The sequence below is a fragment of the Thermanaerosceptrum fracticalcis genome, from assembly GCF_000746025.2.
GTDB classification, from domain to species: Bacteria; Bacillota; Peptococcia; order DRI-13; family DRI-13; genus Thermanaerosceptrum; species Thermanaerosceptrum fracticalcis.
Map to the genome: position 1 here is coordinate 2,409,639 of NZ_CP045798.1, position 26,227 is coordinate 2,435,865.

Annotated in this window: 22 protein-coding genes; all 22 read right to left on the reverse strand. The window is 42.8% G+C overall.

All coding sequences use genetic code 11. The features are described from left to right. Positions 1 to 28: 28 nt before the first annotated feature. The 22 genes from BR63_RS12250 to BR63_RS12355 all read right to left on the reverse strand — a co-directional run bounded on the left by BR63_RS12250 (position 29) and on the right by BR63_RS12355 (position 26,051). On the reverse strand, positions 29 to 1,513 hold the full coding sequence (locus BR63_RS12250) for a glycosyltransferase family protein (RefSeq protein ID WP_034420625.1): 1,485 nt from the start codon (positions 1,511 to 1,513) through the stop codon (positions 29 to 31). 31 nt (positions 1,514 to 1,544) lie between these two features. Then, entirely contained in the window at positions 1,545 to 2,816 is a 1,272-nt protein-coding gene (locus tag BR63_RS12255) for an ABC transporter ATP-binding protein (RefSeq protein ID WP_034420624.1), read from the reverse strand. A gap of 22 nt (positions 2,817 to 2,838) precedes the next feature. Continuing rightward, positions 2,839 to 3,702 (reverse strand): ABC transporter permease, encoded by an 864-nt coding sequence (locus BR63_RS12260; RefSeq protein ID WP_034420623.1) that lies wholly within the window; start codon positions 3,700 to 3,702, stop codon positions 2,839 to 2,841. Positions 3,703 to 3,706: 4 nt separating this feature from the next. After that, on the reverse strand, positions 3,707 to 4,687 hold the full coding sequence (locus BR63_RS12265; RefSeq protein ID WP_207724720.1) for a Gfo/Idh/MocA family oxidoreductase: 981 nt from the start codon (positions 4,685 to 4,687) through the stop codon (positions 3,707 to 3,709). Positions 4,688 to 4,717: 30 nt separating this feature from the next. Next, positions 4,718 to 5,695 (reverse strand): Gfo/Idh/MocA family oxidoreductase, encoded by a 978-nt coding sequence (locus BR63_RS12270; RefSeq protein ID WP_034420621.1) that lies wholly within the window; start codon positions 5,693 to 5,695, stop codon positions 4,718 to 4,720. A gap of 33 nt (positions 5,696 to 5,728) precedes the next feature. Then, the gene (locus BR63_RS12275; RefSeq protein WP_034420620.1) at positions 5,729 to 6,535 is read right to left on the reverse strand and encodes an SDR family oxidoreductase; all 807 of its coding nucleotides are present in this window, start codon (positions 6,533 to 6,535) and stop codon (positions 5,729 to 5,731) included. Beyond that, entirely contained in the window at positions 6,535 to 7,329 is a 795-nt protein-coding gene (locus BR63_RS12280) for a carbon-nitrogen family hydrolase (RefSeq protein WP_034420619.1), read from the reverse strand. The genes BR63_RS12275 and BR63_RS12280 overlap by 1 nt, the downstream gene beginning before the upstream one ends. A gap of 1 nt (position 7,330) precedes the next feature. Beyond that, positions 7,331 to 8,632, reverse strand: a complete 1,302-nt coding sequence (locus tag BR63_RS12285) for a glutamate-1-semialdehyde 2,1-aminomutase (protein WP_034420618.1) — start codon at positions 8,630 to 8,632, stop codon at positions 7,331 to 7,333. Further along, positions 8,622 to 9,389 carry a cytidylyltransferase domain-containing protein gene (locus BR63_RS12290; protein WP_034420617.1) on the reverse strand — a complete coding sequence of 256 codons (768 nt, stop codon included), beginning with the start codon at positions 9,387 to 9,389 and terminating at the stop codon, positions 8,622 to 8,624. Before BR63_RS12290 ends, BR63_RS12285 begins: the two co-directional genes overlap by 11 nt. Continuing rightward, the gene (locus BR63_RS12295) at positions 9,389 to 10,402 is read right to left on the reverse strand and encodes a Gfo/Idh/MocA family protein (RefSeq protein WP_034420680.1); all 1,014 of its coding nucleotides are present in this window, start codon (positions 10,400 to 10,402) and stop codon (positions 9,389 to 9,391) included. Before BR63_RS12295 ends, BR63_RS12290 begins: the two co-directional genes overlap by 1 nt. 22 nt (positions 10,403 to 10,424) lie before the next feature. Next, entirely contained in the window at positions 10,425 to 11,489 is a 1,065-nt protein-coding gene (locus tag BR63_RS12300; RefSeq protein WP_207724721.1) for a nucleotidyltransferase family protein, read from the reverse strand. 27 nt (positions 11,490 to 11,516) lie between these two features. After that, entirely contained in the window at positions 11,517 to 12,596 is a 1,080-nt protein-coding gene (gene neuB, locus BR63_RS12305) for an N-acetylneuraminate synthase (RefSeq protein WP_034420616.1), read from the reverse strand. Further along, positions 12,593 to 13,753, reverse strand: coding sequence for a UDP-N-acetylglucosamine 2-epimerase (gene neuC / locus BR63_RS12310; protein ID WP_207724722.1), 1,161 nt, complete (start codon positions 13,751 to 13,753; stop codon positions 12,593 to 12,595). The genes neuB and neuC overlap by 4 nt, the downstream gene beginning before the upstream one ends. After that, complete coding sequence (locus BR63_RS12315) at positions 13,743 to 14,933, reverse strand: LegC family aminotransferase (RefSeq protein WP_034420615.1); 1,191 nt, start codon at positions 14,931 to 14,933, stop codon at positions 13,743 to 13,745. Before BR63_RS12315 ends, neuC begins: the two co-directional genes overlap by 11 nt. Next, complete coding sequence (locus BR63_RS12320) at positions 14,930 to 15,931, reverse strand: NAD-dependent 4,6-dehydratase LegB (protein WP_207724723.1); 1,002 nt, start codon at positions 15,929 to 15,931, stop codon at positions 14,930 to 14,932. Before BR63_RS12320 ends, BR63_RS12315 begins: the two co-directional genes overlap by 4 nt. Positions 15,932 to 15,935: 4 nt before the next feature. Next, positions 15,936 to 17,045, reverse strand: coding sequence for a DegT/DnrJ/EryC1/StrS family aminotransferase (locus BR63_RS12325; RefSeq protein ID WP_034420613.1), 1,110 nt, complete (start codon positions 17,043 to 17,045; stop codon positions 15,936 to 15,938). Positions 17,046 to 17,052: 7 nt separating this feature from the next. After that, a complete protein-coding gene (locus BR63_RS12330; RefSeq protein WP_034420612.1) occupies positions 17,053 to 17,802 on the reverse strand; it encodes an acyltransferase in 750 nt (249 codons plus the stop codon). Positions 17,803 to 17,804: 2 nt separating this feature from the next. After that, complete coding sequence (locus BR63_RS12335; RefSeq protein WP_034420611.1) at positions 17,805 to 18,863, reverse strand: Gfo/Idh/MocA family protein; 1,059 nt, start codon at positions 18,861 to 18,863, stop codon at positions 17,805 to 17,807. A 20-nt stretch (positions 18,864 to 18,883) separates the two neighbouring features. After that, positions 18,884 to 20,200, reverse strand: a complete 1,317-nt coding sequence (locus BR63_RS12340) for a nucleotide sugar dehydrogenase (protein WP_051965474.1) — start codon at positions 20,198 to 20,200, stop codon at positions 18,884 to 18,886. Next, positions 20,197 to 22,434 (reverse strand): O-antigen ligase family protein, encoded by a 2,238-nt coding sequence (locus BR63_RS12345; protein WP_034420609.1) that lies wholly within the window; start codon positions 22,432 to 22,434, stop codon positions 20,197 to 20,199. Before BR63_RS12345 ends, BR63_RS12340 begins: the two co-directional genes overlap by 4 nt. A 222-nt stretch (positions 22,435 to 22,656) precedes the next feature. After that, the gene (locus BR63_RS12350; RefSeq protein WP_034420608.1) at positions 22,657 to 23,775 is read right to left on the reverse strand and encodes a TolC family protein; all 1,119 of its coding nucleotides are present in this window, start codon (positions 23,773 to 23,775) and stop codon (positions 22,657 to 22,659) included. 128 nt (positions 23,776 to 23,903) lie between these two features. After that, on the reverse strand, positions 23,904 to 26,051 hold the full coding sequence (locus BR63_RS12355) for a copper amine oxidase N-terminal domain-containing protein (protein ID WP_034420607.1): 2,148 nt from the start codon (positions 26,049 to 26,051) through the stop codon (positions 23,904 to 23,906). Between the last annotated feature and the right edge of the window lie 176 nt (positions 26,052 to 26,227).

Here is a 26,227-nt window from a genome sequence, read left to right on the forward strand (position 1 = left end):
TAATTAGATACGAATAAAATATCCATGTCTACCCCCGTCCGCGGCTACCTTTAATAAGCTCATCAAAGATGGCTGTGAAACGTTGGGCAGCTAATCCATCAGGTTTGCCCCACTCATAGGAGGCTTCCTCCTGCTTCTCTTTTAAGCATTGATAGAAATTGCTGTCTAAAACGATTCTCTCAATAACAGTTCGATAATCCTCCTGGGTATCTACAGTGACAACTCCTTTTGCGCTTTCGTAGTATTCGTCACTATAACGGAATATATCGTAGTCGACCACGGGTATCCCACAGGAGATTGCCAAGCGGATAGCTGCCGAAGTAATGGTTATAAAAGCGTCCGCACAGGGAAGCACCTCAGCTAGGGGCCGCCGTGTGATTCTGGCCTTATCCCTTTCCACATACTGAACTTTGTCAAAACTAAGCCTGGGATGAAGGGAATAAATGACGGTCACATTATCATAGAGGTGGAAAGGCTGACTTAGAGCTTTTACTATGTCTTCATGCGAAGTAAACTCACAGTTTCTGTTAGAAAAGTCAAATTCCTCGGGAAGGGAAAGGACAACCACAAAGTCTCCCTCGTTATAGCTGATACCCGTCTCCTTAATGATTTCCCTCAGTAACTGCTCTTTATTTTGCAAATAGACATGCATAGTATCATACTGCATACAGCCAACAACGCTGATACTTTCATCCTTTATACCATCTTCCTTATACATTCGCGCTAAACGCTTGTTTTCCACAAGGAGCTTATTGATTGAGCCACTGTTATCTAACCAAGGGTTTTTTTTGCTAATCCCGTACCACCATGTGGCAAGTATCCAACCCAAATTGGCCCTGAGCAAGTTTTCCCCTTTATAGTTGATTACCCACGCGGGGAAGAGTTTGCTGATCAGGTAGTTGTAGCTGGTCTTTGTACTATAAATGTATTTGGACTCTGGCGGCAGACTATAAAACCAGTCAGCCGTACTGGCAGTTTTTACGAAACAAAATGGGATTACACAAGAAGGAATCCCACTTTGGGCAGTTAGGGGGATAAGAGGATCAAAAAAGTATCCCACAGTGTCAATAGGAAAGACTGTTAGGACTGGCTTATAGAGTTCCAAAACTTTCTTCCCGAGGGAAAAGTTTTGTGCCACCATGCGAAAACTAGTATAGACGTAATACAGAAACCGGAGGAAGCGCAGTACTGAGTTGATAATAAGAGGAAAGTTTTTTTTAAGGAATTTTCCGATTGTTTTGTTCGTCTCGTCCTTAGTAAGCCGGCCTTTACTAACCGCGTTTTTGACATAGATATAGTGGTCATTTAACAGCATTTTGGGGGCTTTATAGCTGATACAGGCTATCCCTTCTTTGATACATGCCTCTATAGCCTCATGATTACGGTCTTGAAAATTATCAAAGACGAAGAAAGGCTCATATCTTCCTTCTTTCTTTAAATGCTTCGCTACCAAAAACAGCTCCGGAAACTGGGGAGGTACTGCACAAAACAATAAAATTTTATCTTTTGCCATAGTTACTACTAAACCTCCCCTGCCAAATAACCTACAGCCGTTTCGTCTCCCAATCCAGACGAGGTTGTATAATACCCGTCCGTGTGTTTCTGCCACGCAGTTCGCTATCCAGGTGCCCGATCTCCGTAATGTCAAAAGCCAAAGCCTCCAGGCTCTCGTATTCCTGTCCCAGGTGAAAATTATACAGCCCAGCAAATAGCTTATAGGTACCTACATTGAGTAAATGAGAGGGGATTACCAGAGAGGTAGTATACTGTCCCCTGGCCCGTTCCTCTAAAATACCGGAATTTCCATCGTAATCGAAACTCTCGAATACCCTGACTGAATCAATGGTTTCAAGCCTTACCCAGAGAGCTGCATTCTTAACTGGGTTATTGACCTGATAATCAAACACTATTCTTACAGGCTCATTGTACTGAAATTCATGGTTTGTAGCTCCATTCTCCCTGCATGTTCTAATCTCCGTAAAGCTGATATCCTTATCAAGGTCCACAGGTTTCTGGAAGACACCTTTTTGCGACAGACCTTTCTCTATATAATCTTTAATCACTAGATCCATAGACCCTGTAGATACAATCCTGCCTTTGTCCAGCAAAATACCCCTACTGCACAAACGGGAAACCGTGGGTAGGTTATGGCTTACAAACAGCACAGTTCTACCACCCTTTCCCACTTCCTCCATCTTCCCCAAACATTTCTTCTGGAAACGGGCATCACCTACAGCCAAAACCTCGTCAATTATAAGTATTTCTGAATCCAAATGGGCTGCTACGGAAAAGGCAAGCCTCACATACATCCCCGAGGAGTAACGTTTCACAGGAGTATCTATAAACGTCCCTATCTCTGAAAATTCGACGATCTGATCAAATTTTTTATCTATCTCTCTTTTCTTCATGCCGTGGATAGCGCCGTTGAGGTAGATGTTCTCCCTACCAGTAAGTTCCGGATGAAAACCTGTGCCAACTTCCAGCAAACTGTTGATTCTACCCTTTATTTTAACAGTTCCTTTGGTGGGCGCAGTTATTCTGGATATTATTTTCAGAAGGGTAGACTTACCTGCACCATTTCGACCCACTATCCCTAGGATGTCACCCTGACAAATGCTGAAGGATACATCTTCCAGAGCATTAAATCTCACATTAGGCCCACGGTTGCTGCTAACCCCTATCTTCTGATTTGGGTCTTCTAAGCCTCTCAATCTTGCCCACCAGCTCTGCATATCACGGTATAAAGTGCCTGAACTGATTGTCCCTAAGCGGTATTCTTTTGACACACTATCTACTTCAATTACAACATTAGACATGATAATCATCCTTAGTGAGAGGTTATATGGTGTCCATAAAAGTCTTTTCCACTCTGCCGAATAATACTAGCCCGGCGAGAAAAATGAAGGTCGTAATCATAACGCTAAATCCAATCTGCCACAGCTGTATGGTACCCATGCCCAAAAAGGCATATCTGAAAGTCTCAATAACTACCGTCATTGGGTTAAAAGAATAAAGCCACCGCCATCTTTCGGGAACCTGGGATAGGGGATAGACAATGGGCGTAGCATACATCCACAATTGAACCCCAAAGCCTACAAGAAAGGTGAGGTCACGATATTTGGTGGTTAAAGATGAGATAAAAATGCCAACACCCAGCCCCAGCGTCGCCATATAGAGCAGGAGTAGTGGAGTGAAGAAAACCCACCCGGTTAAATTAACGGAAGAACCGGAAATCTTAAAGTAAAGGAGAAATAGCAGGAAGAGAACGAACTGAATAGTGAAGGTAAACATGTTCGTGATGACTGTAGATATGGGGACAACCAGACGCGGGAAGTAAACCTTACCGAAAATACCCGCATTAGCGAAAAAGGTATCTGATGTTTTGTTTAGACAGGAAGCAAAATAGTTCCAGCATACAATCCCGGACATATAAAAGAGCACTTCTGGAATACCTTCAGTAGGTATTTGTGCTATCTTACCAAAGACTATGGTAAAGGTAATAGTGGTAAATAAAGGCTGTAAAATAAACCAGATGGGACCAAGAATTGTCTGTTTGTAAATAGAAACAAAATCCCTACGAACAAACAGCATAATAAGGTCCCTGTACTGCCATATCTCTTTTAGGTTGATATCGAACCAGCCTTTTCTTGGTTGAATAATGTTTGTCCAGTTTTCATGATTCTGGGACTTTTTTTCTCCCATTAATCTATCCCCTATAATTAGCCATTTTTAAATAATACTTCTCTACCAAACTCACTTGGTCCTCAATCGAAAGCATTTCATGGCAGTTCTGCTGCAAAAAAGCGGACACCTGACGATACAATCCGGGCTTATATGCGACATCCAGGTAATCATCTATTTCCTGCTTCACGATCTCTACAGAGCCTATTTTTTGAAGATGTAATTGCTCAAGGGGCCTAAAAATCAGACGATGTCTGGGTGTCAAAATTTCTACACCCCACCGACCGGGCGCCTGCCAATTGGCGTGGTAAGAAAATAGCGCTCCATTTGCAGCGACACCTGAGCCCGTAAAAACTGCTGCCGAAGGATGCCAGGCCAGACTCGCGCTGGTTTGGTAATTGATTTCTTTAGGTATACCACCCAGATAGAAAGCCATATCTACCACATGGCTTGAATTCGCTAAAAACCAGTTCTCTTTGACTACCTGGGGCTTCTTCAGCCCCTCTATGACATGACTCCACTCAGTAAAATCAAAATAGTAGGAAGTAACGCCCCCATCATCTAAGATAATCTCTTTAGCTTTTATTACTGAGGCATAAAAACGCCGGTTGTACGCGACATAAACCTTAGCACCATAGTCTTTGGCAGCATTAGCCACTGCTTTCATTTCCTGAGCATAGAGGCCGCCGGGCTTCTCAACAAGAATCTTCCTTACGCCCCTAACCAGTAAAGCAAAGGTTGCTTTGGCCAGTTCTTCAACACTGACCGCGACAATGGCGGCACGTGGAGTACAGCTGCAGTTTTCCAAGCAGGCATCTAGTCCCCCAGTGAAAACACTTATTCTGGTTTCCCGCTCAAAGACCTGGGCTGATTCAACGCTACGACCGATAACAGAAAAAGGTACCTCTAGTGTTTTTAATACTTTGGCATAATCCACAGCCATGGGGCCAGAACCAACCAACCACAGGTCCCTGGAGATGCCAACATAAGCATTATTGGTCATCATTTACACCCTCTAATTGTGATAGTTAGTACCCTAGGTTATGGGACAAAATCCCCTATCCCCACCAGCATATTTTTGATAGTGCTCAGTCAGGGAATTCAGCAACGGAATATGCATTTGCCAGGAATCATCATAGTTGGTTAACTGGCAGGTACCTTTTTGGAGAATCTCCATAACCACCAGGTGTGTTAACTGACTCTGATAGGGGACGGTGAAATTCAGCTCTTTCCACTGCCAACCTGTTTCCTTTTGGGAAATCATCGCTATTCCTTCGTTTTCACGAAGGACACAGCGAAGGATATCACTGTTGATTTCGACCAGAACGGGAGCATTACCCTCGGGATAAGAGGTTAGGTAGATCTTATCATGTCTTTCTGTCCAACCGTAGAGGGTACCTGTAAATTCAATATAACCCTGACGGGAGCTCTTCTTAATTTCTCGGTCCAGTAAATTAGTGTTAAAAGTAAAATTTAGGCTGCCTGTGATTGATGCTAGATGATCTATAAAGTGTATGGCGTTACAACCTAACCCCCAATTGGAGCCAGATACCGTATACTCTACCCAGCGCGAACCATCCATTAAATGTTTTAGTTCCGCGTGAAAGGGCCACATCCGCCGGGGACAATTCACCCAGGCCTTTACTTTTTTAGCCTGCAGCAGTTCGTAAACGGCAGTATAATCCTCGTACTTCTGAAAGAGAATCTTCTCTAGCAACAGGGCTCGCACCTGTTTGGTATGAAGCAGATTTTCCACCACCTTCCGCCGTATATCCGAATTTGTTGCTACTACCGCCACAGCGATCTCCTGGGATAAATCCTCCAGTCTATTAAGAAAGCGAATACTGAGGATGTTTTCGTTCCGTGGTACCTGATAAAAAAGTTCATGCGCTCTTGTAAGCGAAGCCGTGGATGGATCAACCACTTCAATATTAACTGGACAAGTTATTAAGCCAAGGGCCTGCAAATGTCTGCTACCAAGCTGCCCTGCACCAATCACTGCCAATGTCGTCATTAGGCTACTCCTTTAAATAATGTTCTCTAGCATTTACCATGCAGTAAGTCCCCCATCAACGATAATGTTCTGCCCATTTACATAGGAAGAAGCATCCGAAGCGAGGAAGATAAGGGCTCCAACCATTTCTTCCGCCTGAGCCATCCGCCCTAATGGCACACGGCTGCTGTATTTTTCCGAAAAAATACTATTCTGTCCCGAAGATACACCCCCCGGGGTTAAGGTATTGGTTCTTACACCCTTTGGACCCCAGTAAGTTGCCAAATACTTGGTCATAGCAATTACTGCGCCTTTGGTAGTGGAATATATCAGGGGTGTATTAATAGCCCCTCCCATCTCTTCATACCAGGAACCCTCATAGATGCGCTGGTCTGGTCCAACCACACCATATATAGAGCTGATATTGATGATGCTACCTTTCCCTTTTTCCACCATAACGGGGCCCAGCTCTCTTACGGTTAGAAACATTCCGGTTACATTGACCGCCATCACATCATTCCAGTCCTGTAAGGAAAACTTTTCTAAAGGTGCGAAAAAGTCCTTGGACTTGGCCGCGGCATTGTTAATTAAGACATCCACAGAACCAAATTCCTCAACTATTCTCTTAGCCCAAGCTTTAACGGAGGCCTCAACAGAGAGGTCCACGCTGAGTCCAAGGGCCCGACAGCCTACAGCACTGGAAATCTCCTGGGCCAGTGCTTCACAACGTTCAGGCATGAGGTCCGATACTACCACATGAGCCCCCGCTTCGGCAAGACGTCTACAGTATAAAGTTCCCAAAATACCTGTACCACCAGTAACAACGCAAACTTTACCATCTAGATTAAAAAGTCCGTTCATTATACTTCTCTCTTTCTTTTGTAGAAGATTTGATATAGTTCTGTTCTTCTATCTGCTTTTAGGGGAAAGCTCCTCCGATAGATTGCGACCTTACTCGGGTCAATCTCGATAAGAAGAAGGCCTTCCTCCTCAGTCAATTCAGCTAAGATATTACCTTCCGGGTCAACCACCATTGAGTTTCCGGAGTAGTATAAACCTCCTTTGGGCCCCACACAGTTGACACCGACAATGAATACCTGATTTTCTATAGCCCTGGCCTGCAGGAGAAGCCGCCAGTGCTCTTTCCGGGTGGCCGGCCAGTTAGCCGCGACTATAATTAGACTGACTTCGTTAGATACGGCCTGAAATATCTCAGGAAACCTTAAATCATAACAAATAAACGTGGAACAAGAAACTCCTTCAAGGATAAACACGGCCAGCCTGTCTCCCCCTATAAAATGTTTGCTTTCCTCACCAAAGGAGAAGGGATGTATCTTTACATAGTCAGAAACCAGTTGACCCTCCCTGGATACGACAGAGTAGTGGTTCTGGGCTTTGTCTTCGGCAGCCGAAACCCAGCCAAAGCCGACATTAATGTTTTGAGCCTGAGCAAGGGCTCGAAATTGTTCGACAGTATTCCGATGATCTTCCGCGGTAAGAGCAGTATTCATCGAAAAACCCGTAAGGGACATCTCCGGAAACAAGATTAGATCAGCCTGCTGTTCTGCGGCCTGGGTAATAAACTTTTCGGCCCGATACAAATTCTCTGTTTTGTCTTCCCAAATAATATCCAACTGACACAGCGCTATCCTCATACTAATTCTTCTTTCTAAATACTGGTTTGATAGGTCTCCCCTGGAGGAACTGCTCTATACCTTTATCCAGAGCCTCACGATAGACTAATAGGCTCTTTCTTGCAGCTTCCAATGTTTTAGCGATTTCACTATCCTGATGGGCGTAGCTTAAGGCTACCCAAGGCATCAGAACACCATTTTTAATCATTTCCTGGATAAAAAGAGTTCTGAACTCCAGAGAAACTCGTCCATTACGGTCTTTAGTTATAAAGTTAGGCGAACAGGGCACACCAATGAACGCAAAATATTGCTGGATCCCCAGTTCGGCGGAAATGGAATTCATGCCATCACAGAGTTCCTTACCTGAAGACCATATCTGATCGATGACATTTAACTCTTGGTAGACTTTCAAAGTCTCGACGAAGGCTCCGAGGCCGCACATTTCTGCCCCATGGGTTGTGGAGATGAGAAAGACACGATCACCGTTATGCTGGATGCCGCCCAACTCCATAATTTCCCGTTTTCCACCTAAGGCTGCAACAGAGAACCCATTCGCCATCCCTTTACCGTAGGTAACCAGGTCAGGCTTTACCCCATAATAGGCACAGGCACCCTGCAAGTGCCATCTGAAACCAGTGATCATTTCATCCAGAATAAAAACAGTATGATGCTTCTCACATAAGGCCTGGACCTTATGGAGAAAACCATCCTGCGGTTCCTCGGTGGTGGCAGGTTCCATAATCAGGGCGGCAATATCGTGAGGATACTTTGCAAAGAGAGCCTCTACAGAAGCAATGTCGTTAAAATTAAAATTTAAAGTAAGGGACTTATACTCTTCTGGCACACCGGCATCCATAAACGTATCGCCAATAAACCAGTCGTCGTACGAGAAGAACGGGTGCTGGGCGCATTTGGCCACATACTTTTTACCGGTGTAGGCACGAGCTAACTTTAAAGCGGCTGTGGTTACAGTAGAACCATTCTTGGCAAACTTAACCATTTCCACCCAAGGAATCAGATTGCATAGGGCTTCAGCAGCTTCTACCTCAATCTTGGAGGCTCGGGTTAAATTATTGCCTAAATGAATCTGCTCGATAGCTGCCTGGGAAATCCGCTCAAAATCATAGCCTACCGTAACGGCACGCAAAGCCATGCCGTAATCCAAAAAACGGTTGCCCTCCACGTCCCATACATAGGCCCCCTTGCCGCACTCCAGGATGGGCGGTGCATTAAGGGGATAGCCGTCATCTGCCCTGCTGTATGTATGGGCCCCGGCGGGAATATACTTGTGAGCTTTTTCCTGGTATACCTTATTAAGACTCATTGGATCCCACCTCACTTTCCATATTTCGATAAAAGTTATCCCAGTATTCCCTTGTAATGGACTCATTGATTTCATAGAGTTTTCCTTCCAGCACCAAATCCACAATCTCTTCATCTGTCGCGGTATACACCTTGTCACCCAGTGCAGTTATTAGCTCTTTAAAGAACTTGTAATCCTCCTGATAGTCAAGGGTAAACCTTAAAAGATCATTTTGGACGGCAAAAGGAACAGCGATTTCAGTTGGGGTAGCACTGTTGAAGATCCTACCCCAGCCCGTTTCCAGTAATTTATGGCTATGATTTGCAAGAGATTTTCTAAGAAAGTTTGTAGTATAACCAAAAGAATTCATACCAAAGGGCAGGCTGGACGTTTTGGCATAAGCACTTCCGGAGCTCAGTTGATGATATATCAACCTCATCCCATGGGTAGAACACAGAATATCGTCACCATCTACCGAGATGATTCTGTCAAAACAAAACTTTTCTGCGGCTTGTAAGTGCCTTAACGGTATATTATAAAGGGAGCCATAAAAGACGGATATTCCATCCTTTTGAATTTCTTCAAATAATGCATTCATTGGTTCATCAGAGGTGGCAATGACTATCTTAACCTGCTTGGTCACCAATTCATTCTTGAATTCCACAGCAATTCTGTCAAGTAAATAGGAGAGAATTGGTTTGTCATTTATTGGTAGTAGATGCTTCTTTTTTAATCTGGTAGAACCCAGGCGTGCGTTAATTAGTATTCCGGTACTCATTAGCCCACCCTCACAGCCCTTGATGTAGTGTCCGATTCCTCTATAGCATAAAGCAGCTTTAGTATCTTATGGTCATTCTCCAATGTGTTTATAAAGGGTTCGTTTTTATTAATAGCCTCAAGGAAATTTCTGATTTCATCGATGTACATGTTTTCACCAATGTTTTGATTGTAACCCGCTTCTGCTAAACCCGCGCTGTAAGGAACAGAATCCCATGTATTGCTTTGTGGATCATAGAGCTTAACACAATTTTCATTCCAATCCCAGATGAGCTGTTTTAAATCACCATTAATGAGGAGCCGACGCGTGGCATATCTGCTAACTACGTCTACCGTAACAGCGGCCAGATAGTTACCGTAGTCTAAGAGAAAATTATATGTGTCATCGATTCTTTCCGCACCCTTAATCTCAATGGTTTTCCTGAAGGTGCCCATTACCCTATGGGGAAAACCGAAGATCCGTGTTAACCAGGTTAATTCAAACGGAACAATTTCTCTAGCCCCACCAGTGGTAGGATTAGACACGTAAAATTCACTGACATCTTCGTAAATATGCCAATCAGGTAGATACTGGCCAGAATGCAGTATAATGTTGGACACTTTCCCTATCTGACCAGCGGCTATAATATCCGAAATAAGGCGAATAGCCGGATGGAAAAGAAGGGTGGCAGATGGGGCAGCAACAATATCGATTTTAGAGACCTCTTCTATTACCGAACTGAGGTTAGTGTCTACTACACTTGCTTCGACAAAAAAGTGCAGCTTATTCTTAATAGCGCTCAGCATATACTCATGGTGTACATCCGGTGGTACTGAAATAATAAGTGCCGTCGGTTGCACTGAAGAGAGGGCGTCATCATAGCTGGCAAAAGTCTTAGTGCCATATTTTTCCTGCGCTTCGTTACGGCGGTCTTCCCTCGGGTCATAACCAAAAACATTCTTAAATCCAAGGGCATGCAGACATCTGATTCTTCTTTTGCCCATGGAACCCAGACCGACAACTAAAAAATTCATATAGGTCTTTCCTTTCACAAAATTATTTTGCACCGATACCATCATTAAAGAAGTTATTGTACTCACCATTAGCCTTCTCATAGTCTGACATCTGTCCGATATCCAGCCAGTATTCTCTGATAGGGAATGTAGCTGTTTCTAAACCTCTGTTAATGGCCTCTTCAAACAGGCTGGTCATATTATAGTGGGTATTTGGTGGAATGAGGTCTAGAAGATGGGGCTCCAGGACATAAATGCCTGCATTTATTAAGAAGCGCTGGATAGGCTTTTCATCTATACCTAACAAGCGATGTTTATCTATTTTTACGACGCCATAGGGTACCTGGAAGCTCAATTCACGGACGCACATAGTACCCTGAGCCTGGTTTTCAATATGATAATTCAAAAGTTGACTAAAGTTGATTTTAGTTAACAAATCACCGTTCATGACAATTAACGGCTTATTCGGTTTTTCCCGGAGTAGGGTCAATGCTCCGGCTGTCCCCATTTTGTTCTCTTCGCGAATGTACTCTATTTCTACGCCCCACTGTGATCCGTTTCCAAAATACTCTTCTATCATTTCAGCTTTATAATTAACGGAAATAAAAAACTTCCTAAAATCAAATTCTATAAAATTTTCAATAATAGTCTCCAATATTGGTTTACTGCCCACTTTAAGGAGGGGTTTAGGACAATTGTTAGTCAATGGCCTTAACCTGCTTCCCAATCCACCCGCCATAAGCACAACCCAGTTTTCACGATGCTGAAACTTTATTATCTCATCGAGAACCTCCAACCCTACCAAATAACCATCCTCAGCTACAACCGGGATTTGGTGCAGCCTCTTTCTTTCCATTTTTCGCAAAAGCATAGCTTTATTGTCATGGACACTCCCCACGGTGGGCTCGGTGTTCATAATGCGGGTGACTGGTTCGTCAAGGGGAATCCCCTTTAAGATGGCACGCCTGACATCCCCATCTGTGACAGTACCCAGTAATCTGTTCTTATCGTCTACAACAAGCACAATTTGTACCCCATTGACATCAATATTCTCAATGGCTCTCAAAATAGATGTAGTGGGGGATATGCAGATGCTTTTTAAGTCCACGATCAATCACCACCTATAGGGGATATTTTAATCAATTTGTTCTTCTTCGGCATAATTTCTAGGAGAAGTTTTACCGAGCTTATCCCAAATATGCATGGGGGAAAGACCGTTACCTGGCCGTTTACAATCAAGATTCTCCACTGTGAATATCTCGCCAAGCTTAATTTCTTTAGCTGCTACCAGGCTCTTCCGTGCTATATTTCTGTTTTTTAATTCTGAAGGTGTAGGGATCTTGCGGAATGAACCCAGGGCAGATTCTACCTGGCGAATTGCCTGTACCATTGCTGCCAGCTCCGGTGGTTCTAAGGAAGCCTTGTGATCAGGACCAGGTAGGCTGCGGTCTAAGGTGAAATGTTTTTCGACTACCGTTGCTCCAAGGGCCACAGCTGCTATGGGGATTGCTATCCCTTCAGTATGATCCGAAATCCCCACCGGTAAGCCAAAGGCTTGCTGAAGAGTATGTATAGCTCTGAGATTGACCTCCTCATAGGGAGCCGGGTATTCAGTCGTACAATGGAGCAGCGTTACTTTTTCCGCAATGGCTTTTTGCCCTGCCTCAGAAAAGTAAGCTTCTTGAAAGCTCCCAAGACAAGGTATTTTCCCCTCAGCTGTGTACCCAAAGGCTAATACAGACAGGGCCAATTCCACATCACCCAGTGTACTCATCCCTGTAGACAAGATTACCTCTTTTCCCGTACGAGCAACCTTGAGCAAAAGAGGGCCATTTGATATTTCACCTGAGCCAATTTTAAACTGGGGTATGTTAAAAGAAGCTAATAAATCAACGCTTTCGAGATCAAAAGGCGATGATATAAATTGAATACCCTTCTTTACGCAATAATCAAGAAGCTGGAAATGATCATCTTCGTTAAGCTCCAGTTTCTTTAGCATAGTGTACTGAGACTGTTGGGTGTTGGTATTTTTCTTTTGATATTCAGCCAGAGGTGCCTGCCTGCAAACAATTTTATGTGCTTTAAAGGTTTGAAATTTTATGGCATCGGCCCCTGCTGATACTGCCTGATCAACCAACTGTAGTGCCATCTCTAAGGATCCGTTATGATTAACTCCCGCCTCTGCAATTATAAATACACGATTTGAATTAGTCATTCCTTCACCTCAAAGAAATGTTTCTTAAGGAGCCCACGAAAACTCGGTATGTTTTTTAGTATCTTAAGAATTCTCTCAGAACTATGACCGTCACCATACGGATTGATTGTACCTTCGCAATCTCTGCTGAAGGCCTCTTTTATTGATGCAATAATGGCGGATTGAATTGGCTCACAGTTTATCACGGAGGATGCCTGGAGCCTCCCCTTTTGTCGGTCTCCAATATTGACCGTAGGTTTCCTAAAAGAAGGCGCCTCATACAAACCGCTGGATGAGTTTCCTACCACAGCATCCACCTGAGCCATGAGGCTTAGATACTTGAGCTGACCTAAAGAAGTATAGGCCTTAGTATTAGGATGGCGTTCTGTATAAGCATCTATCATGTAATTAATAACCCTTCCATAGGTATCTGAATTGGTCTTGGTAAACACCACCCCTAGGTTCTCACCAAAAAAGTCCAGAGCATGTAAGAGTTCGTTAAACTGCTCTTCCGGTGACTGGTTGTCTAACGTGACAGGGTGAAACGTAACCAAGATATTCTTTTCCCTGAAGGTATAACCCAGTTCAGCTTCAAGTTGCAATCTATCTAAGAGGGTTAGTCTTTGAATCTGGTCAAGGCCAGGACTCCCAACATTAAATATATATTCGGGATTCTCACCCATTTGTCTAACCCTTTTATATGCCGTAGTATTAGTTACAAAGTGCAAGTGTGCCATTTTAGTGATGCTGTGGCGAATGGCCTCATCAATAGCCCCTTCCGTAGTATCGCCACCCGCAATATGCCCTACTGGTATTTTTGCTATCAGTGCAGCCTGAACAGCCGCAAAAATCTCATATCTATCACCAAGCACAACAAGCAGGTCAGGTTGAAGTCTTTCCAAGGCATCAGCGAATCCAATAACTCCCAGCCCCAAGGACTTGGTAATACCAACAGGTGTATCGCTGGACATCTGCATTTCTATTTTAGCATCTATGGTAAAGCCATCCCGCAAGATCTGTTGATAGGTTAGCCCAAACTCAGGCGAAAGATGCATCCCTGTAACGGCTACCTGCAGTTCAAGTTCATCGTCATCCTTAATGAGCTTCATTAACCAGTAAAGCAGGCCGTACTCAGCCCGACTTCCCGTTACAACGCAGATCTTTTTTTTACACATCATACTCAGCAAGCTCCATTTCTAAGAATGCACTACTTGGTAGATTGATAATTCTACTTTCCAGCATTTCTGCCGCACTTAATTCCATACAAGGACAGTTTTGATAAGGGGGTAATTTATGCAGCAGTGTCCAAACGGGCCTTACTCCGATATGGTTATCAAGGAAATGCTCTAAAAGCCTATTTCTTTCCCCCTTATATTTCTCATCTAGAAGCAGCACGTTCAACCAATAGTTGCTTCTCGCAAAGTCCGGCTCTGTAAATACTGATACACCTTCAACGGAAGAAAAAGCTCTTTGATAGCGCTCAGCCAGGCTGCGTTTTTGCCGAAGGAACCGCGGCAATTGTTCAAGTTGGGCACAACCCAGGGCAGCGTTGATATTTGGCATTCGATAGTTATAGCCCACCCTGTCATGAAAATATTCCCATCTGTGGGGCACTTTAGCAGTAGTAGCTAGATGCTTAATAAGCTTGCCCATCTCAGGGTCATTGGTAAGGACGGCTCCGCCTCCGCCTGTAGTAATGGTTTTGTTGCCATTAAAACTGAGTGCAGCGACCTTGCCAAAATTACCTGTATGCCTGCCTTTATAATAGGAGCCTAGGGACTCAGCGGCATCTTCCACAAGCTCTAGCTTGTACCTTTCGCACACCTCAAGGAGCCGGTCCATGTCAACAGGATGGCCAAAAGTATGCATAGGCACAACGGCCTTAATCCGTCGGCCAGTTAGTTTATTAAAACAGCCATCAGCCTTTAATTCAGCGATTTCCTGTAGGTATAAGGCAAGCTTTCCCGGATCCATACCTAATGTTTTGGCTTCGCTGTCAACGAAATGGGGAACAGCACCGCAGTGGGAGACTGCGTTTGCCGTCGCTACAAAGGTGAGAGCCGGCACTAATACCTCATCTCCGGATCTCACATCTACAGCTTTTAAGCAGATATGCAGCGCAGCAGTGCCGTTGACAACTGCAACAGCTCGCTTCGTCCCAGTGTATTCTGCAAGCATCTCTTCAAAACGGTCAACATATTTTCCGGCAGAGGAAACCCAACCCGTGTCCAGGCACTCCTTTACATATGTCCATTCATTGCCATTGAAAATTGGCTCGTGAAGACCTATAAAGCTCTCTTTTTTTTGGGGAAGATAGGTCTTTACAGTCTCCACGATTTTATCTAAATCTAGTTTCATATGTTGTAACGGTCGGCTTTATAGTGACGTAAATTCTCCGGATTGGTAAACCATAAAGCCGTCTCCGTAAGCCCCCTTTTTAATCCTTCTCGACCGCTATATAGCGGCTGCCAATTTAACAACTGCTTGGCTCGAGCGTTATCTGCCCAAAGACGCTCAACCTCACTATTTTCAGGTCGCAATCTTTCAGCATCAGTCTCCACTTCAACCTGTGTGCCCATTACTTCAGCAATCAATTGAACAGTATCGCCAATAGAGATCTCATAATTGCTTCCTATATTTATAACTTCGCCAATGGACAGACTAGATTCAGCAACAGCGATAAAACCTGCCACAGTATCCTTGACATAATTAAAATCTCGGGTTGGATGTAGAGAGCCCAGTTTTAACCGCCTTTGTCCACTGGCAATCTGGGTTATTATTGTGGGAATAATAGCCCTGGCCGATTGCCGCGGCCCATAAGTGTTAAAGGGACGAATGATGGAAACAGGTAAATTAAAGGACCGATGAAAGGAAAGGGCCATTTGGTCAGCCCCTATTTTAGAAGCGGCATAAGGGGATTGACCCTGCAGGGGATGATCTTCAGTAATCGGTACAAACCTGGCAGTACCGTACACTTCACTGGTAGAGGTATGAACTAACTTTTCCACCCCTAGTTCTCGGGCAGCTTGAAGAATGTTCAGTGTACCCTTAATATTTGTATCTACATAGGTATCAGGGGAGTGATAGGAATAGGGAATGGCTATAAGAGCAGCCAGATGGAAGACTAATTCACATCCCTCCATGGCCTTTTTAACTCCATGGGGATCACGAATATCCCCGGCGAAGATTTCAATTTCCTTTTTTATGCCCGCCTGTGTATAGTCAAGCCAACCCCAACTGTTAAAGGAATTATAGAGGACAAAAGCTCTAACGTTATATCCTTTTTCGACAAGTTTCTCAGTAAGATGTGAACCAATGAAGCCATCGGCACCTGTAACAAGAACTTTCTTTTGCACGGATTTAATCCCTCGCTATTTCAACTGATTTTATTATTTCAGCAATCTTCATCTGCTGAGCCGGACTAATCTCCGGGTAAAGGGGTATAGCCAAGGTTTCCCTGGATGCCTCTTCAGCGCAGGGTAAATCACCCTCGTGGTAACCTAGTATTTGATAAACCGGCTGAAGATGTAAGGGAACTGGATAGTAAACTGCAGTACTGATACCATTCTCATTTAGTGCAACCTGTATTTTTTCTCTATATGTGGAGCGGATGAGGTATAAATGAAAGACACTATCAGCCCATTCTGCTACAAAAGGCGTTCCTATTTGGCTTTTGGAAAAAAGTTGATCATAATAGTGGGCTTTTTCCCGCCGTAGTGTATTCCACTCATCCAGGTGTCGAAGCTTAACCCGTAAAAAAGCGGCCTGCAATTCGTCAAGACGGCTGTTATATCCTATGATCTGATGATGGTACTTTTTTTGACTTCCGTGAGTCCTTAACAGCTTTATGCGTAGCGCGAGCTCTGGGTTATTTGTTACAACCATCCCGCCATCACCGTAACATCCCAAATTCTTAGTAGGGAAGAAGCTAAAGCAGGCGGCATGTCCTATAGAGCCAGCCTTTCTCCCTTTATATTCAGCCCCAATTGCCTGACACGCGTCTTCTATAACAACTAAATTATGCAATTTAGCTATTTCCATAATAGGATCCATATCTGCCATCTGCCCGAAAATATGGACAGGGATAATAGCCTTAGTTTTTTCCGTTATTTTTTCTTTTAATTTGGTTACATCAATATTATATGTATAGGGATTGATGTCAACAAATACAGGTGTGGCTCCAACCCGAGAAATAGCTTCCGCTGTTGCGAAAAAAGTATAGGGTGTCGCTATTACTTCATCACCCTTGCCAATACCAAAGGCATCTAGGGTAAGTACTAACGCATCTGTACCATTAGCAACACCAATACCGTACTTTACGCCACAATATTCTGCTATTTCCTTTTCAAGAGCTTCTACATTTTCCCCCAGGATATATTGTCCGCTTGCCATTACTTCCTGAATTGCGGCATCAATCTCATCTTTTATTGATAGATATTGGGCTTTTAGGTCTAATAGAGGAATCATCATTATCACTTCACTCTTCTTTATTTAATAATTCAACAGGGTCTACTTTTCGTACAGCTTTTGCTGGAACACCGATATAGACCGTCCCGCTATCCGTATCTTTAGTTACAAGGGATCCTGCTGCAACAAAAGTCTCTTCTGCAACAGTCACCCCAGGCAGAAGTATAGCACCTCCACCAATTCTTGCTCCCCGTTTAACCGTAGGACCTTTTATATATTTAAACCTTTCTTCAGTCCTGCCCATGTAATTATCATTAGTAGTGGTAACCATAGGAGCAATAAATACATGATCTTCGATAATCGTGTACGCAGTAATGTAGGCTCCCGTCTGAATTTTAGTATTAGAACCAATACGGGTATCATTTTCAACTGCAACCCCACGCCCGATTACAACATTATCCCCTACAACGCACCTTTCCCGTACAGAGGCTAAATCAGCTATAACGGAGCCACTTCCAATGATTGTTCCGGCATAGATAATTGTATTTGAGCCAATACGACAACAAGGCCCTATTTGTAATGGGGTCAGAATTTCGCTTCGTTTTGCTGTACTGCTGGCTGCCAGTTGCGGCTTTTTCCCCAGTACTGCTCCATCAGCTATATCAACATTATCTCCTATAACTGTTCCCTCATGAATAGTTACATTATTTCCAACATAAACATTATTTCCTATCACCACATTATCTTCAATAACTACAAAGTTGCCTAAAGCAACCCTTTTACCTAGCCTTGCTAAGTTCGAAACAGCCACATTATTCATATTTATTTACCACCCGGCTTGTATGATGATTCTAAAGGGAGTCTTACGGGTAGACCAGTCTCAGATGACTTAAACATGGCTAAAATAATCTCCAAAGCTTTACGGCCTTCTTCGCCCGTGATTGCCGGCTGCCTGTCCTCCTTAATAGCCTTGATAAAGTCCTTAATCAGTTCACGGTGGCCGAAGCCATATACGTCCGGCGGTTCATTTTCTCGCTCTTCTAGTATCGCTTTTTCTTCTTCTATATAGTTTTCAGAAAAGCGCCAGGCTTCTATCCTGTTAACAGCAATCCCGCCTATGGCAGCGGTACCACGCTCACCGAAGACATGCAGTGTTTCTTCCAGATTGCAGGGGTAAATTGTATTGGCTGCCTCAACGATTCCATACGCTCCATTCCTGGCTCTCAGTATTGCAACTCCAATATCTGGAGCCTCTATTTTCCTTAGCATAGTTGCAGTAAATGCTGATACTGTATCTATAGGACCCAGGATCCATTGAAGCAAGTCTATATTATGTATGGCCTGATTCATCAGACAGCCCCCGTCCAGTTCCCATGTCCCTCTCCAACTGGCTTCATTATAGTAAGCGTCATTCCTGTTCCAGCGGACCGCTGCGTTTACATGAGTCAGTCTTCCGAATTTCCCTTTTTCCAGCGCTTCTCTAACCATTCTCACTGATTTGTTAAAACGGTTCTGGTGGACTACACCTAGTTTAACTCTTCTTTTTTGGCACTGATCAATCAACCGGCCTGCATCCTCAAGATTCATTGCCATTGGCTTTTCCACCAAGACATGTTTGCAATGTTCTGCTGCCTGTATACCCATTTCAGCGTGATAGCCACTTGGCGTACAGATACAGATTGCATCAAAATCAGCATCTTTTAGCAGTTGTATATAATCATAATAGGGCTTAGCCAAATATTTTTCTGCAAATCTATCAGCTTTTTCTTTGTTCTTATCGCATACAGCAACCAGTTGGGCATCCTCTAAGTTGATGATTGCCTCGGCATGTTTCGGGGCAATTCTTCCGCAGCCTACAATGGCGAATTTAACTGGTTTCATACTTATCCCCCACTCGGCATTCATATTTTTATTATCTTATTTTTCCCCACCGTAATATTTTTTGTAGCATTTCTCGCATCCACTACAAGTCTAGCATGTTGTACAACCCATTCGTAATCGATGTTAGTATGGTCTGTGATTATAGCTACGCAATCTGAGCTCTCTACTATTTCCCGGGTCAATTCTACTCCATGCATATCCTTTTCAAGGGGTTCGTGAGCCTTTAGGAGGGGTATATAGGGGTCATGATACAAGACATACGCCCCTAGTTGCTGTAGTCTATGAATAATTTTCAGTGCAGGAGATTCCCTCTCATCTTCAATATCTTTTTTGTAGGCCACTCCCAGTATTAATACCCTAGCCCCTTTTACGGATTTGTTGTTAGCATTAAGTACCTCTACTATTTTATCCACAGTGTAGTATGTGGCCATGATATTTACTTCTCCCGCCAGCTCAATAAATCGCGTATTAAAATCATATTCCCTGGCTTTCCATGCGAGATAAAAGGGGTCAATTGGAATGCAATGACCACCTACCCCCGGGCCCGGGTAGAAGGTCTGAATCCCAAAGGGCTTGGTACCAGCAGCCTCAACCACTTCCCACACGTCAAGGTTCATTTTATCACACAGCATCATCAATTCATTGACTAGAGCGATATTTACTGCGCGATAGGTGTTTTCAAAAACTTTGGTTATCTCTGCGACGGCAGGCGACGAAACCTTATAAACATGCTGGATGGTCTGAGAGTAGAATGTGTATGCCGCCTCCAGACAAGCCGGAGTAACACCACCAACAACCTTAGAAATATTATTTGTAGTAAATCGTTTATTACCTGGATCCACCCTTTCTGGTGAATGAGCGAGGAAAAAATCCTGTCCAACCTTAAGACCTGACTCTTCAAGCCTGGGAAGAATGACTTCTTCAGTAGTGCCAGGATAAGTAGTGCTCTCTAAAGATACTAATTGACCGGGCCTTAAATATTTCTTGATTTCATCCGTAACATTTTCAATATATGAAATGTCTGGAGTCTTATTCTTTGTAAGAGGGGTAGGAACGCAAATTATGATTATGTCCGCTTCTTTTAGATCAGAAAAAGAACTTGTTGCCGATAGTCTCCCTGACTGTACAAGAAGTTGTAAATCCTCATCTTTAACATCTTTAATATAATTATGGCCTTGATTTACCATGTCCACCCGTTTTTCGTTCTGGTCAATACCAACTACTGTAAAACCCACTTTCCCTTTTTCTACTGCTAAAGGCAAACCAACATAACCTAATCCAACTACAGCAATCAAGGCAGTTTTCGAGTTTATTTTTGCTTTAAGTTTATTGATCATTTGTTTAACCCCACAGTTTTTGATGTTTCAAGCATCTGGATATACTGTTTAAACATTTCCCTGGATGTCTTTTCAATGTCACTAGCCCTGTTTAAAAATTCTTCAGCTTTCCGTGACTCTCCACTAAAACGATTAATAACAGCCATCAACATCAGTTTCTTATGTGCCAGTTCTTCCGGAGCTACATTTATCTGTCTCATGAGATCCTCAGCCTTACTAAATTGGTGTAATAAAACATTTTTCTCAGCTAGAAGCATAATCATTTTTGGGGTAAGTTTGAGGTCTCTATCAGTCCACAATCTTAGCCTTTGGGGATCAACCTGTTTCTTTTTTTCTTCCAGCATCTGCGGAATGTTATCCGCCTTTGCGAGGAGTTCAACTGCTTGGGTTATACTTCCCGACAACAGGTACTTCTTAGCTGAAGTAAGGTAAACTTCCATAAGTTTTTCATAGTTCTGAATATCAAGAGGGTCATGGTTTACAACAGCCTCATTAATGGCAACAGCTTCATTAATTTCTCCCAACTCATAGAGGATTAAAGTTTTATAATCAACAAATTTTGAATTATAGGGGGTATACTTTAGAGCTTCATCTATATATTGCTTGGCTAGCACAAAGTCTTCCTTTTTGTTCTGTATCTTTCCCGAGGCATACATAACCTGGGCAAGGTTGCTTCTAAACCTTTGTTCAAACGGATAAACACCGATAGCTTTTTTAAATAAAGGAATTGCTTTATTTGCATCGTTATTTTTGGCAAGGTCAGTTGCTTTGTCGTTAATCATGTGTCCATAGATATACAAAGACGATACAATTAGTAGAAGTACTGCTGTTGAAATTACGGCAGACCTGGAAAATATGGACTTACCGTCAATGTTTATATCTTTGGAATTCTTCATCTGTAGTATGATGAGGGTCCAGAATAGAAAAAAGACTGCCCCAAAAGAAAATGTAAAGTCAATCGCCGCATGGACAGCAAGGGCAAATACTGCGTAACCCAGCATACGGCGTTTGAATGCTTCCGGATTAAAAATGTCTTTAGCCATCCTGTATACCGAAAGGAGGACAATAAATAATAATGAGCCCATTGCTAAGACTCCGGATTCAATCCAGGTCTCCAGATAGTGATTATGAATTAATTTTGAAAAATACAGATGTCCTCTATAGGATGGGTATATTGTACTCCAGCCTCCACCCCCTATTCCAAAAAGGCCATGGTCAGCAATTACTTTAAAGGCATCTACATAAAAGTAATACCGGGCAAGGAAGTTAGTTGAAGAGAGTCTGAAATCCAGCAATCGGGGCGCAAATATACCAATCATACTCAACAAGCCTACAAGGATTATCGTAACTGATACTATTACATATTTTAACTTAATCTTCTGCCAGGGAACCCTTTCAAATACTATATAAACAATTGCCGACATTACTAGCAAAAAAGCTAGGGGTAGAATTTTCGTCTTATAAGTAAGAAGCATAATAACATAAGTCAAAACCGCAATAAAATTAAGGGCGGAGAAGCGCAGCACAAATTCTTGCCTTTTCATGCCAGGTAATCCGCTAATAAAGAGAAGAAAACAGGTTATCGCATATACTAAAATACCTCCACGTGAAATTGTTCCAAACAGAGCAGTTATCAACAAGAAGTTAACCATATTGAAGATATTCTGGTTTTTATAAGATTGCATTAAACATAAGCCGATTATCAATGAGACATTGAGGAATACAGCCGTGGTATTAGGATACTGGAAAGTTGAAAATATTCTTGGGGCCTTAAAAGCATCTGGAAATATATTTAGGTTAGATGCTGCTAGAAGACCAACAGCAGCTACAGTTATCCCAGCAGCATAAATAAAAGTTAGTAGAATGTTTTCTGTTTTTTCATCAGCGTAATTTAGAACAAGTATTACAAAACCGAAATACGTAATCGCCCTAATAGTACTTAGCACTGCTAAGTCCATATTAACTGCAAAAAACAACGAGATGATATAACTCATCATAAATAAAATAACAACCAGCACAGGGACATTAACTTTTAATTTTTTCCCTTTGAAGGATTGATAAGCAAGAAAAAGCAGTAAAGCTCCAATTACTAATGAAACTTTTACAAAATGACGGTCATAGAAGAGTCCAAAAAACATGGGAGCCACATATATAATTAGAGATATAACCCACATTGGTAATGTTTCAACACCCAGACTATGTAACTGTTTGGGTTGTATTTTTGTATGTTTCATTTTTCTCTCCTCGTTTATATGTATATAAGTTATCGGTATAAGTTTACCGAATCAATATTACATTTTCAATATTGTTAATAAAGGAAAATAGACCATCTTGTGTAGAGTTGCTACAAATATATCGGAGACGATAAAGCCAGAATTTTAGAAAGACTCAATGTTTTGTTTTTGTAGCAAAAAATAATGGAGGGTCTTTATACCTCCATTATTTTTCAATATTTTTCACTTCAACAAAATTCCCTGTTCTGCCAATGCTAGTTCCCTTGCAGCCAAGTAGTAATCATATACTGCCTTTTCGTAGGCAGCCTGTGCTTGATGAAGAGCGTTTAGGCTGTTTTCTTTCGCTATCTTGGAGATAACGCCTAATTCATACTGTGTTAATTGTATCTCATAATTATGTTTAGCCATGTCATATTTACCTCGGTTGTCAACAAGGGTCTTTTGTGCCAAATACAGCTTTTCATGGATATTCTTAATTGCTAGTTTTATTGAATATTCTGTGTCGTTTTTAAAAAGCTCAGTTTGTTTTACTTCCAGGGTAAGTTTTTCTACTTTATCTGAAGCATTATATCTCTTCTGCTCTATTTCTTTATTCTTATCCTCTATTATTCTATTATACTGTTGTATAGCAAGAGAAGTATCTTCAGCCTTTTGTTCACTAAATTGCTGATTATCGTACTTTACCGCCTCAAATGTTACAGGAGCTAATTCCAGTTGATCTTCGGGATTTCTGCCAATACTCCTATTAAGTTGCCACTTTAGAGTTTTTTTACTATCATATAAATTTTGTAACTGCTTTTCTAAATCCATTGATTTTTGTATTTGTTGGTCTAGAAGAGTTTTAGTACTAAGCCCTAACGCCATTTTTAAACTTTCTATTTTTACCATCTCTTTCTGAAGTCTATAGCTCTCTTCCAGATTCTTTATGTTATTTTCAATATTCAACAATGATAAATACGTATTTTCCGTATCATATTCTACTTTTAATTTAAGGTTCTCAAGGTTTACATTTGCATCATCATAAGCGTAACCAGCGGCGTCATACCCTTTTTTTGCATTTTCCATGGCGTTTTTCAATGTATCAGAATTGATACCAAAGTTTTGATAATTAGCCCGCGCCTGTTCATAGGCAATCCAAGAATCCCGCTTGTTTACTTCCGCTAAGTCAATAACAGCTTCTTGTTTTTTAATTTCGGGACTATGTATAACGGCCAGCTTCTTAGCCTCACTAAGCGTAAGTACATACGAACTTCCATAGGCAAACCCCGAGAATCCTGTTATAACCACACTAATAAAAACCAGTATGGATATATACTTTGAAACTTTTCCCTGCATACACATTATCATGTTCCCCCTTATTTCCGACTCATCAGTCGGCGACTGCATTTTTTATTCTAAAGGGGATTCCTATATATGTCAATACAAAAGATAAAACGGAGAGGGAAAACCTCTCCGTTTATAACTACTAATTATTGAGCAAAGCTTACAGCTTGAGTGGCAGCATCGTAGCTTACAGTTGCACCGAAGGCTTCACCAACTGCACGGAAGGGCAGTACAGTACGGCCATCCTTGATGAAGGCAGGAACATCTGCAGTAACTGTAGTAGTTACGCCGCCAGCAACCTTAGTAATGGCGTTGGAGCCAATTACGATGGTCAGAGTCATGTCGGAACGAGTAAGAGTTACAGTTTGAGTAGCTGCGTTCCAGCCGATTTGAGCGCCGAAAGCTTCAGCCAAAGGACGAACAGCTACGAAGGTACGACCGTCCTTAATGAAAGGAGCAACATCAGTTACTTTAGCAGCACTGTCTTGTACATAACCGGTAGCGCCGATGAACATAGTTACAGCTTTAGCGCCGATTACAACTTTGGGAGGAGCGGGCTCAACAAACTTAACTGTTGTTGTTCCAGTCCAAGCACCGAGTACTACTTGAATAGTAACATCGCCGGCCTTGTTGCTGTCTACCTTAATGGTAGCTTGACCCTTCTGCTTCAGGTTGTCAGAGAAGTCAGTTCCGTCAGCAGCACTGGCGATAGCGCCGGAGGGCTTGCCGAGAACATAGTAGGTACCTGCTTGGGTGCCAGCTTGGGAACCAAGAGCAACTACATTGCCGTTCTTGTCAACAGTCTTAATAGTAACAAGAGCTGTCGTGCCAATTTCGGTGGCTGCAGCAGGAGCTACAAGTTGAATGCCGATAGCGGGCTTATTAATAGTAAAGCTAAAGGAAGCGGTCTTCTTATTAGAGGTATCAATAGCTGTAATAGTTACAGTGCCAGGTGCATTGTCGGAGTTAGTTGTAGCATAAACGTGGCCCTTAGTAACTCCGCTACCCATGGTTGCAAGATCACTGTTGCTAGTGTAGAAATCAATATTATCGTAAGGAGAAGCTACTTCAAGGGATACCCCCTCAGCGTCTACCCGCTTAACAGTAGGAGCACCAGACTTGCCACTTACGGGCAGAGAGGTCTCATCATAAGAAAGAGTCAGGCCGGTGATGTCGCCCTGCTTCTTAACGGTGAAGCTAACATCTGCATACTTACCGTTAGCAAGCTTAGCACGAACCTTATAGTTACCTTCCTTGGAGAAGGAAGCAATCTTAAGGTTAGCATTGTCATCGGCGCTCTTCACAACGGTTACTGAAATACTGGAATCAGTAGGCTCTGTAACAACGGATGCAGATACAGCGCCTGCAGCTGCCTTGTCGGTAGCAAAGGTAATTCTGTTGCCTTGAATGTCTTTAACTTCGAATTCGAAGGTCTTGTTGGTCTGAGCCAGAGCAACCTTCTGGTTGTTGTCGCTCTTGAGAGCGATATCAAATGGACCACCAGCAGCAAAGGTTACAGCTTGAGTAGCTGACTTGCCGCCACTGGAGGCTTGAACAGTGAAGGTATCAGCCTTGGTGGCATAAACCTTAACTTTAGCAAAGCCGAAAAGGTCAGTAGTAGCAGTTGTAGCGCTCAGGGTAGCACCAAGCTTGTTAACACTGAAAGTTACTTCCTGGCCAGGAATGCCAGCGTTAGCCTTGTCTTGTACCTGGAACTTAAGTTCATAGTAGTCAAGACCATTGGCCGTTGTGGTAGCACTGGTAGTAGCGGAGTTGAAAACAACTTCATCTACACCGGAATTCACGAAAGTAATGTCCTTGGTAGCAATCAGCTTCACAGTGTCAGCAGTAGCAATGGAGTTGCCGGTCAGGTACTGATATAAGCTGGTTGCACCACTTACAGTAGAGGTGGGCAGACCGACTGCAATTTTAGCAGCCCCGGCAATCGCAGACTTCACTTTAAACTCAATTTTGCCATCGGTTGCAACAGGAGTTTCAAAAACGTTATCAGCAACCAGAGTTAAAGCAGTGGTTCCATCGCTTTGATAGAACTTGTCAGTAGTTGCACGGCTGGACGCAACATACACTTTGGAGTTAGTCGCAATGCCGTTAGCATCGTCAAACAAATAGACAGTAAACTTAACAAAACTGGAATTATCTGCATCTACACTTGTCTTATCAGTTTCAACTTTGGAAGCGAATCTGTTTGCATCACCAGCAAATGCAGCCATGGGGAGCAATGTCATCATGAACGCAACGAGCGTCAGGATGGCAAATAACTTTCTAGATTTCAAACTATATCCCTCCTTAAAGTTTTCAAGGTTCTGAACCCTAAGTCTTTGACTTCAGGTCCTTCCCCGGCATACTTTGTATGCCCTGGGGGTGGTTCCTTCGAGAGCAAAAGGTTTTGCTGTTGTGACCAGGCATGCTCACTGGGAACCGGTACGTACTTACCTACTTATGTAGTCTT